This is a genomic window from Streptomyces sp. NPDC002867 (genome assembly GCF_053591895.1).
On record NZ_JBSFUR010000017.1, the window covers coordinates 139,481 to 147,440 of the forward strand.

General features: G+C 73.4%; 8 protein-coding genes and 2 pseudogenes. 6 read left to right on the forward strand and 4 right to left on the reverse strand.

The features are described 5' to 3' along the window. The first annotated feature begins 16 nt into the window (after positions 1-16). The 3 genes from ACWD0A_RS18700 (at position 17) to ACWD0A_RS18710 (ending at position 2,231) form a co-directional block, all read left to right on the forward strand. Positions 17-1,003 (forward strand): C-terminal binding protein, encoded by a 987-nt coding sequence (locus ACWD0A_RS18700; protein ID WP_451299396.1) that lies wholly within the window; start codon positions 17-19, stop codon positions 1,001-1,003. An 11-nt stretch (positions 1,004-1,014) separates the two neighbouring features. Next, positions 1,015-1,797, forward strand: a complete 783-nt coding sequence (locus tag ACWD0A_RS18705) for a class II aldolase/adducin family protein (protein WP_451299398.1) — start codon at positions 1,015-1,017, stop codon at positions 1,795-1,797. A 110-nt stretch (positions 1,798-1,907) separates the two neighbouring features. After that, a complete protein-coding gene (locus ACWD0A_RS18710) occupies positions 1,908-2,231 on the forward strand; it encodes a nuclear transport factor 2 family protein (RefSeq protein ID WP_451299418.1) in 324 nt (107 codons plus the stop codon). A gap of 114 nt (positions 2,232-2,345) precedes the next feature. On the opposite strand, the gene ACWD0A_RS18715 is transcribed toward ACWD0A_RS18710, so the two are convergent. Further along, positions 2,346-3,128 (reverse strand): SDR family oxidoreductase, encoded by a 783-nt coding sequence (locus ACWD0A_RS18715; RefSeq protein ID WP_451299400.1) that lies wholly within the window; start codon positions 3,126-3,128, stop codon positions 2,346-2,348. A 132-nt stretch (positions 3,129-3,260) separates the two neighbouring features. On the opposite strand from ACWD0A_RS18715, the gene ACWD0A_RS18720 reads away from it, so the two are divergent. Further along, on the forward strand, positions 3,261-4,895 hold the full coding sequence (locus tag ACWD0A_RS18720) for an alkaline phosphatase D family protein (RefSeq protein WP_451299402.1): 1,635 nt from the start codon (positions 3,261-3,263) through the stop codon (positions 4,893-4,895). Between the two features lie 3 nt (positions 4,896-4,898). On the opposite strand, the pseudogene ACWD0A_RS18725 reads toward ACWD0A_RS18720, so the two are convergent. After that, a pseudogene (locus ACWD0A_RS18725) lies at positions 4,899-5,006 on the reverse strand (gfo/Idh/MocA family oxidoreductase); the annotation flags it as partial. A 123-nt stretch (positions 5,007-5,129) separates the two neighbouring features. Between ACWD0A_RS18725 and ACWD0A_RS18730 the strand changes: the two are divergent. After that, positions 5,130-6,455, forward strand: a complete 1,326-nt coding sequence (locus ACWD0A_RS18730; protein WP_451299420.1) for a multidrug effflux MFS transporter — start codon at positions 5,130-5,132, stop codon at positions 6,453-6,455. Between the two features lie 4 nt (positions 6,456-6,459). On the opposite strand, the gene ACWD0A_RS18735 is transcribed toward ACWD0A_RS18730, so the two are convergent. Next, on the reverse strand, positions 6,460-6,600 hold the full coding sequence (locus ACWD0A_RS18735; RefSeq protein ID WP_451299404.1) for a hypothetical protein: 141 nt from the start codon (positions 6,598-6,600) through the stop codon (positions 6,460-6,462). A gap of 123 nt (positions 6,601-6,723) precedes the next feature. Between ACWD0A_RS18735 and ACWD0A_RS18740 the strand changes: the two genes are divergently transcribed. Next, positions 6,724-7,746: a small ribosomal subunit Rsm22 family protein gene (locus tag ACWD0A_RS18740; protein ID WP_451299406.1), complete on the forward strand. Its 1,023-nt coding sequence runs from the start codon at positions 6,724-6,726 to the stop codon at positions 7,744-7,746. Here the strand turns inward: ACWD0A_RS18740 and ACWD0A_RS18745 are convergent. Further along, positions 7,735-7,960, reverse strand: a pseudogene (locus tag ACWD0A_RS18745) (amidinotransferase); the annotation flags it as partial. The gene ACWD0A_RS18740 and the pseudogene ACWD0A_RS18745 overlap by 12 nt on opposite strands.

Sequence of the window (7,960 nt, forward strand, 5' to 3'; positions counted from 1 at the left end):
ATCTGCGGAGGATCGTATGGGGCGGCCCGTCGTCGTCTTCACCGACACCGAGGACCTCGATCCAGGGCCCGGTGCCCGGCTGCTGGCCGACGCCGGCTTCGACGTACGCGTCGCCGGCAGCCGCGACCCCGATGTCATCGCCCGGGCCGGAGCGGACGCCGTGGCGCTGGTCGTCGGCTACGCGCGCATCGACGCCGCGCTGCTCGACCGCCTGCCACAGCTGCGGATCCTGGCCACCATGTCCGCCGGCTTCGACATGGTCGACACCGCGGAGGCCCGGCGCCGCGGCCTGTGGGTGGCCAACCTGCCGGACGCGGCCACCGAGGACGTGGCCGTCCACGCCCTCGCGAGCGCCCTGTCGCTCGTCCGCCGGCTCCCGCAGGCCGACGCCGTCGTTCGGTCCGGCGGCTGGAACGCGGAGTTCGCGGCCGCCGAACTGCCGCGCCGGGCCAGCGACCTGACCCTGGGCCTGGTCGGTCTCGGCCGCATCGCCCGCCACCTGGCCGCTCTCGCCGCACCGGTCTTCGGCCGGATCGCCGCGTACGACCCGCACGCGGCGGACGGGCACTGGCCGGCCGGCGTCCGGCGGTACGCCGACCTCGACGCCCTCGCGGCGGACTCCGACGTGCTGTCCCTGCACGTCCCGCTCACACCGCGGACGCACGGGCTGGCCGGCGCGCGGCTGCTGGGACGGATGCGGCCCGGCAGCTTCCTCGTCAACGTCGCCCGCGGCGAACTCGTGGACCCGTCCGCCCTGCTGGACGCCCTCGACAGCGGGCGGCTCACCGGCGCCGCGCTCGACGTCTTCCCCGTCGAACCGCCGCCCGCGGGCGACGCGCTGCGCCGCCACCCGGGCATCCAGCTGTCGCCGCACAGCGCCTACCTCTCCGACACCTCGCGCCGCGCGTACGTGTGCAAGCCCGCCGAGAACGTCATCGCCTGGCTGCGCACCGGCCGCCCGCTGACCCCCGTGGTCGACCCGTCCACCGCCGTCCCCGCCTGAGGAGCCACCGCATGACCGCCGACCTGGCGACGACCACCGCCCCCGCCGCTGCCGCCGAGGAACTGCGGCTGCGCCGCGAACTCGCGGCCGTGTACCGGCTCGTGGCGCACTTCCGGATGACCGACCTGATCTTCACCCACATCTCGCTGCGGCTGCCGGGCCCCGAGCACCACTTCCTCATCAACCCCTACGGGCTCCTCTTCGAGGAGATCACCGCCTCCAACCTGGTGAAGATCGACCTGGAGGGCAACCCGGTGGAGCCCACCCCGTACCCGGTGAACCCGGCCGGATTCGTCATCCACAGCGCCATCCACGCCGCCCGCGCGGACGCCCACTGCGTCCTGCACACCCACACCAAGGCGGGCTGCGCCGTCGCCGCGCAGGAGGGCGGGCTGCTGCCGCTCAACCAGATGTCGATGGAGTTCCACAACCGCGTCGGCTACCACGACTACGAAGGCGTCGCCCTCAACCTCGACGAGCAGCGGCGGCTCGTCGCGGACATCGGCGGGCACCCGGCGCTGATCCTGCGCAACCACGGCCTGCTGACGGTGGGTGAGAGCGCGGCCCAGGCGTTCCTGCGCATGTACTACCTGGAGAAGGCGTGCGAGATCCAGGTCACCGCGCAGGCCGGCGGCGGGCCGCTGGTCCTGCCGCCCGCCGAGGTGTGCGAGTACACCGCGCGGCAGCTCGCGGGCGAGGCGGACGCGGACTTCCAGGACGACGACGCGTACGACCTGGCGTGGGCTGCGATGCTGCGGCTCCTCGACCGGATCGCCCCCGACTACAAGGACTGATCCGCCCCGACGAGCGGGCCGACGCCCGGGTGGCCGCCGCCGGAAGGTGCCGCGCGGCGGGGCGGTGTACCGATGGAGGCGACCCACCCGTGAGCGGAAGGACCACCGCCGTGCCCATCGCCGTCAGCAAACTCACCGAGCCCGCCGTCCGCGCCTTCGTCACCGCGGTCAACGCCCACGACCGCGAAAGCTTCCGTGCCGCGCTCACGCCGGGCGCCACCATGTCCGACGACGGCAGCGAGCGGGACGTCGACGACTGGACCGAAAGCGAGATCTTCTCGTCGAACGGTCACATGGACGTCGAGAAGCAGACCGCCGACGGGCTCGGCCTGATCGCCCGCTACCGCAACGACACCTGGGGCGAGATGCGCACCACGTGGCGTTTCACCGTCGAGGACGGGAAGGTGGGCCGCTTCGAGACCGGGCAGGCCTGAGCCGCCATCGCTTGGCCCGCCGGGACGGCGCGGACCGGTCCCGCCCTCAGCCGTGGGGCCGGCTCCCGGCCCGCCGGGCCGCGCGACCGGCCCTCAGCCGTGCCCCCGCCGCGGTCACCCGCGGCCGATGAACGGCATGTTCGTCGCCAGCACCGTCGCGAACTGGACGTTCGCCTCCAGTGGCAGCTCCGCCATGTGCCGTACGGTGCGCGCCACATCGGCCGCGTCCATCACCGGTTCGGCCGCCAGTTCGCCGTTCGCCTGAAGGATGCCCGCCTGCATGGGCCGGGTCATCTCCGTCGCGGCGTTGCCGATGTCGATCTGGCCGCAGGCGATCGAGTACGGGCGCCCGTCGAGTGAGATCGACTTCGTCAGCCCGGTCAGCGCGTGCTTCGTCGCCGTGTACGGCGCCGAATGCGGGCGCGGCACCTGCGCCGAGACCGAGCCGTTGTTGATGATCCGGCCGCCCTGCGGGTCCTGGTCCTTCATGTGGCGGAACGCCGCCTGCGCGCACAGGAAAGCACCCGTCAGATTGACGTCCACCACCTTGCGCCATGCGGAGTAGGGCACGTCCTCGAAGGGGATGTCGCCGGGACCGAACGTGCCCGCGTTGTTGAACAGCAGGTCCACCCGTCCGTAGCGGTCGCGGACCGCCGCGAACAGCGCGTCCACCGCGGCCGGGTCGGTCACGTCCGTCGGCACGCACAGGACGTCGGCGTCCGGGCCCGCCAGGGCCGCCGTCTCCTCCAGCGCCTCGGCGCGCCGGCCCGCCAGCGCGACCGCCCAGCCGGGGCGGCCGCCCGTCTCCTTCGCGGCGGCCGCCAACTCCAGCGTCACGCTCCGGCCGATGCCCGAGCCCGCGCCCGTCACCACCGCGATCCTCCGTACAGCGTTCATGGGGCGCAGCGTACGCGCCTGTGCCCTACACGGAACTCATCCGACCGCCATACGGATGTTGTGTCCTCGACAACGTCGATTCGTCACCGGCCACTCCAATGCGACTGACAACAGCCGTAAGGGGAGGGCCACATGACACCCGCGTCGCACCGGAATCACGCACCCGAGCTCAGAGCGGCGGCCGCACGGCACCTGGGCCGCCGCACCTTCCTCACCGTCACCTCCGCGGCGGCCGCGCTCGCCTTCAGCGTGGGCCTGCCCGGCACGGCGCACGCCGCCGAGGCCGACGCCCGGAAGATCACCGCGGACCCGTTCACCCTGGGCGTCGCCTCCGGCGACCCGCAGCCCTCCTCCGTCGTGCTCTGGACGCGTCTCGCGCCCAGTCCGCTGGAGCCCGGCAGCGGTCTGCCGCAGGCCCGCTTCCAGGTCCGCTGGGAGCTCGCGCACGACGCGCGCTTCACCCGGATCGCCAAGCGCGGCGGCGCCACCGCCCACCCGGAGTTCCACCACAGCGTCCACGTGGAGGCCACCGGCCTCGACCCGGACCGCGTCTACTACTACCGCTTCCGCGCCGGGAACTGGATCAGCCCGGCCGGCCGCACCCGCACCGCGCCCGCCCGCGGCGCCCGGATCGGCGAGCTGAAGCTGGCCGCCGTGTCCTGCCAGGCGTACCACGACGGCTACTTCACCGCGTACCGGCACCTCGCCGACGAGGACCTCGACGTCGTCTTCCACCTCGGCGACTACCTCTACGAGTACGCCGTCAACGCCGTCGGCGGCGCCCGCAACTACACCGACCGCCGGCTGCCCGCCCACGTCAACCGCGAGACGGTCACGCTGGAGGACTACCGGCTGCGGTACGGCCTCTACAAGTCCGACCCCGACCTCATGGCCGCGCACGCGGCCCACCCCTTCGTCGTCACCTGGGACGACCACGAGACCGAGAACAACTACGCGGACGAGACGCCCGAGAACGACGTGCCGCCGGAGGAGTTCCTGCTGCGCCGGGCCGCCGCCTACCGCGCGTACTGGGAGAACCAGCCGCTGCGCGCCCCCCAGCAGCCCACCGGCCCGGACATGACGCTCTACCGCCGGCTGCACTTCGGGCAGCTCGCGCAGTTCGACGTCCTCGACACCCGCCAGTACCGCTCCGACCAGGCGTACGGCGACAAGGCGCACGCCCCGGGCCCCGAGTCCGAGGACCCGTCGCGCACCATGATCGGCGCGACGCAGGAGCGCTGGCTCATCGACGGCTGGCGCGCCTCCGACGCCGTGTGGAACGTCGTGCCGCAGCAGGTCAACTTCTCGCAGCGCAAGCTGGACCTGGTCGAGCCGGCCAGGGTCAGCATGGACGCCTGGGACGGCTACCCGGCCTCCCGCGACCGCGTCCTGGACGGCGCCGAGGCCGCCGGCGTCGAGAACCTGATGGTCCTCACCGGCGACGTCCATGTCGCGTACGCCTACGACATCAAGCGCGACTACGAGACGCCCGGCGCGAAGACCGTCGGCACCGAGATCGTCGCCACGTCCGTCTCCAGCGGCAGGGACGGCGCCGACCGGCCGGCCACCTGGGAGACGTACACCAAGGCCAATCCGCACATGAGGTTCTACAACGGGCGGCGCGGCTACGTGACCGTCACCCTCGGCGAGCAGCAGGCGCGCGCCGACTTCCGCTCCATGGACTTCGTCACCAGGCCGGGCGGGTCGATCGCCACGTCCGCGTCGTTCGTGACCGAGGCCGGCGACCCCGGTCTGCGGCAGGTCTGACGCTCACTCACCGGGAACTCGCCCGGGAAACTCATCCGGGAAGCGGACGCCGATGCGGTCACGCACCGCGTCGAGCGTCCGCATCACGGCGCGGGTGCCGTCCAGCGGGACGCCTGTCCGGCGGATCAGGATCCGGCGCCGGAGCGTCCGAGTGACGAAGTCCACTGCTTCCGGATCCGCTGCGAACGAACGAGCTGAGAGCATGGTTCGTTGAATCAAGGAACGGAGCTGTCGATGCCGGAGAGCGGCCAGAGCCCCCAAGGACCCGTCCCCGAAGCCGATCCGGCACTTTCCTCTCCCGCCACAGGGCCCCGTGCGGAAGCCGCGGCCACCCGCCGCGCCGGTCTGCTGGTCACGCTCGTGCTGGGCGGACTCACCGCACTTCCCCCGCTGTCCATGGACATGTACCTGCCGGCGCTTCCGCAGGTCACCGACTCCCTGCGCGCACCCGCCGCGACCGTGCAGCTCACGCTGACCGCGTGCCTCGCCGGCATGGCGCTGGGACAGCTCGTCGTCGGCCCGATGAGCGACAAGTGGGGACGCAGGCGGCCGCTGCTCATCGGCATGACCGTGTACGTCGTCGCCACCGTGGTCTGCGCGCTCGCCCCCAGCGCCGGACTCCTCATCGGCTTCCGCCTGGTGCAGGGACTCGCGGGCGCCGCCGGCATCGTCATCGCCCGCGCCGTGGTCCGGGACCTCTACGACGGCATGGAGATGGCCCGGTTCTTCTCCACTCTGATGCTGATCTCCGGGGCGGCGCCGATCATCGCGCCGCTGATCGGCGGCCAGGTGCTGCGGCTGACGGACTGGCGCGGCATCTTCGTCGTCCTCGCCGCGGTCGGCCTCGTGCTCACCCTCGTCGTGGCGAAGTGGCTGGGCGAGACGCTGCCCGTCGAACGGCGCCACGGGGGAGGGGTCGGCGAGGCGCTGCGCACGATGCGCGGACTGCTCGGGGACCGCGCCTTCACCGGCTACATGCTGGTGGGCGGACTCGCCTTCGCCGCCCTGTTCGCGTACATCTCCGCGTCCCCGTTCGTGATGCAGGAGATCTACGGGGCCTCGCCCCAGCTGTTCAGCCTGCTCTTCGGCCTCAACGCGGTCGGACTGATCACGGCCGGGCAGATCAACGGCAAGGTGCTCGTCGGGCGGGTCGGCCTCGACAAGGTGGTCGCCGTGGCGCTGACGGTGCTCACGCTCGCGGCTGCGGTGCTGCTGCTGATGACGGCGGGCGTGTTCGGCGAGGTGGGCCTGGTGCCGGTGGCCGCGGGCCTGTTCGTGCTGTCGGCGGCGATGGGCTTCGCCTCGCCGAACACCACCGCGCTGGCGCTGCTGCGCACGCCGCACGCGGCCGGTTCGGCCTCGGCCCTCATCGGCACGTCGTCGTTCCTCGTCGGCGCGGTCGCGTCCCCCCTGGTGGGCATCGCGGGCGAGGCGACGGCGGTCCCGATGGCCGTGGTCCAACTGTGCTGCGGGGTGGCGGCGCTGGTGTGCTTCGCGGTCCTGTGCCGCCCCTGGCAGCGCGACCGGTCCGGCTCGTCCGCGGCTGCCGCCGAGGTCTGAGAACCTACGCCCTGCGGCGGGGACGGCCGAGCAGGTGGCGCCGGTCCCGGGAGTCCGTCCAGGTGAAGCGGCCCACGTCCGAGATCTGCGCGTCCGGCACGCGTACGTGCGCGGGCAGCGGCTCGGGGCCTGCGGCGGCCGGCATGGCGCGGCAGCGTGACAACGGGCCCCGGACGCGGGGAAGTTCGCCGCAGGGCGCGGAGGTGCGGCGTCCTGGGCCGTCCGTGCGCCCCCGTTCCGGCAGGCCGGACGTGCCTAGAATCTCCCGGTGAACGCCTCCGCCCCCACCGCCGAGATCCTGCGCGGCGCCCTCGCCGGGCTGCTGGACGGCCTGCCGCCCCGGCAGGCCGCGCAGGCCGTCGAGCGGCTGATCGCCAACTACCGGGGCACCACCCCGACCGACGCCCCCGTGCTCCGCGACCGCTCCGACGTCGCCGCCTACGCCGCGTACCGAATGCCCGCGACCTTCGAGGCCGTACGGTCCGCGCTCGCGGCGCTGCGCCGGGCGGCGCCCGCGTGGACGCCGGCCACGCACACCGACATCGGTGGCGGCACGGGCGCGGCGAGCTGGGCGGTGGCCGACGCGTGGGAGGAGCCGGCGCCGGAGACGACGGTGCTCGACTGGGCGGAGCCCGCGCTGGAGCTGGGCCGCGAGCTGGCGCTCGCCTCGCCTCTGCCGTCGCTGCGGGCCGCGCGCTGGCAGCGCTCTCGGATCAGCTCGGCGCTCCACATCGAGAGCACCGATCTCGTGACGGTGTCGTACGTCCTGAACGAGCTGTCCGAGGCCGACCGGGCCGCCGTGGTCGCCGAGGCGGCGCGTGCGGCGCAGGCCGTCGTGATCGTCGAGCCCGGGACGCCCGACGGCTACGAGCGGATCATCGAGGCCCGCGACGCGCTGATCGCGGCAGGCCTCACCGTCGCAGCCCCCTGCCCCCACAGCGCGGCGTGCCCCATAGAGCCCGGCGCCGACTGGTGCCACTTCTCGGCCCGCGTCTCCCGCTCGTCCCTGCACCGGCAGGTCAAGGGCGGCTCGCTGGCCTACGAGGACGAGAAGTTCAGCTATGTCGCGGCCGTGCGCTTCCCCGCCGCTCCGGCGGACGCCCGGGTGATCCGCAAGCCGCAGATCCGCAAGGGCCTGGTCCTGCTGGACCTGTGCGCGAAGGACGAGGCGCTGCGCCGCGAGACGGTCACCAAGCGGCACGGCGACCGGTACCGCGCGGCGCGCGACGCGGCGTGGGGCGACACGTGGCCGCCCCACGACGGTGACGGGGCGGACGGCTCAGGGGCGTAGCTCCTGGGTGCAGCACTTCACACTGCCGCCGCCCTTGAGCAGCTCGCCCAGGTCCATGCCGATCGGCTCGAAGCCCCTCGCGCGCAGCGGCGGGAAGAGGCCGACCGCCGCCTGCGGCAGCAGCACGTGGAGGCCGTCGCTCACCGCGTTCAGGCCGAGGGCCGCCGCGTCGCTCCCGTCGGCGACGAGAGCGTCGGGGAACAGCCGGGCGAGC

Coding starts and splice junctions, on each gene's coding strand:
- ACWD0A_RS18735 (WP_451299404.1), bottom strand. CDS start 6,600: ATGCCGGCCGCCGCAGGCCCCGAGCCGCTGCCCGCGCACGTACGCGTG.
- ACWD0A_RS18700 (WP_451299396.1), top strand. CDS start 17: ATGGGGCGGCCCGTCGTCGTCTTCACCGACACCGAGGACCTCGATCCA.
- ACWD0A_RS18705 (WP_451299398.1), top strand. CDS start 1,015: ATGACCGCCGACCTGGCGACGACCACCGCCCCCGCCGCTGCCGCCGAG.
- ACWD0A_RS18720 (WP_451299402.1), top strand. CDS start 3,261: ATGACACCCGCGTCGCACCGGAATCACGCACCCGAGCTCAGAGCGGCG.
- ACWD0A_RS18730 (WP_451299420.1), top strand. CDS start 5,130: ATGCCGGAGAGCGGCCAGAGCCCCCAAGGACCCGTCCCCGAAGCCGAT.
- ACWD0A_RS18715 (WP_451299400.1), bottom strand. CDS start 3,128: ATGAACGCTGTACGGAGGATCGCGGTGGTGACGGGCGCGGGCTCGGGC.